This is a genomic window from Streptomyces sp. WM6386, assembly GCF_000972385.1.
GTDB lineage: Bacteria > Actinomycetota > Actinomycetes > Streptomycetales > Streptomycetaceae > Streptomyces.
The window spans coordinates 1-1,308 of sequence record NZ_JXTE01000192.1 but is presented as its reverse complement, the minus strand read 5'-3'; the positions used below and the strand labels follow the sequence as shown (position 1 = coordinate 1,308).

Annotated in this window: 2 protein-coding genes; one reads left to right on the top strand and one right to left on the bottom strand. The window is 72.9% G+C overall.

Annotated features, from left to right (window positions below; translation table 11 throughout):
* On the top strand, window positions 1-814 hold an 814-nt coding region (locus TN53_RS40650), incomplete at its 5' end, for a helix-turn-helix domain-containing protein (RefSeq protein WP_046263907.1).
* A 157-nt stretch (window positions 815-971) separates the two neighbouring features.
* Here TN53_RS40650 and TN53_RS40645 read toward each other — a convergent pair.
* The coding region (locus TN53_RS40645) for a cytochrome P450 (RefSeq protein WP_046263906.1) at window positions 972-1,308 on the bottom strand (337 nt) is incomplete at its 5' end.

The window sequence follows — 1,308 nt, the reverse complement described above, 5'->3', positions numbered from 1 at the left end:
GCATGTGATCGTCGTGGCCCCCGACGAGACCGCCGCCCGGGAACTGCGCTCGCTGGTCGAAGGGCGCCCCGACACCTTCATCGGCGGCAGCTCCCGCCAGACCCTGGCCCGGACCGCCACCGCCTACGGACAGGCCGTCAGCGCCCTGGCCGTCGCGCACTTCCGGCCCGACAACGCCGCGGTCTACGCCGAGCGCACCCACCCCGAACGCCTCATGGACCCGGCGCTCCTGCACGGCTGGACCGCGGACCTCCTGCGCCCGCTCGACGTACTGGCCCACCACACCCACGGTGAACTCCTCGCCACCACCCGGCTCGGCCTGGAGTTCACCGCCGTGAGCGCGGCCAAGGTCCTGGGCGTCAGCCGCAACACCGTGCGCGCCCGCATGGAGCGGGTGGAGGGCCTGCTCGGCACGGACTTCTCCGACCTCACCGTCCGCGCCCTGGTCCATCTGGCGCTGAACACCCAGGCAGGCATGGAACAGGGGCGCGGCAGGGAGCGGTCCGGTCCCGTCCCGCTCGGGGAGGTGCTGTCCGGGCCCGCCCTGCGCACCTGGGCCCTGGACCTGCTGAGGCGTCTCGACCCGGACGCCCGCGATCTGCGGCGCACCCTGCGCACCTGGATCGCCGCCGGCGGGAACTCCGAACGGACCGCGCAGACACTCGGTGTCCACGCGCAGACCGTGCGCGAACACGTCCGCAGTGCGGAGCCCGTCCTGGAACGGCAACTGCTGGCCGCGGGCAGCGATCTCTACGAGGTCGTCCTGGCCCATCTGGCGACAGGAGAGCTGGAACCGCCCCGGCTGGCCGCATAGAAAACGCGCCATTCGGACTCATCTGTGCACAGGTGAGTGCTCCGCGCCGCGCAGCGGGCACCGCTGCGGTTCACAACCGCTGCGCTGTTCACGTAAGTTCGACGGGCCGCAGGGGCACGACCGGAACGGGGGACCGGTCCTGCCCCTGTTCGCGTGGTCAGCCGCGCGGCCGCACCGGCACCTCCTGCCAGCCGAACGCGATGAACGACGGCACCTGCCGCAGCTCCTCCCCGACCGCGAGGCGCAGGTCGGGGAAGCGGTCGAAGAGGGCGGGCAGCGCCGTCAGGGCCTCCACCCGGGCGAGCGGTGCGCCGATGCACCGGTGCACGCCGATCCCGAAGGCCAGATGATCGTCCGCCCCGCGCGCGGCGTCGAAGGTGTGCGCGTCCGGTCCGTAGTGGGCGGGATCGAGCCCGGCGGCGGCGAAGGTGGTGATGATGGCGTCGCCTGCCGGGACGGTGACCTCGCCGACCTCCAGGTCACTGACCGCGAAC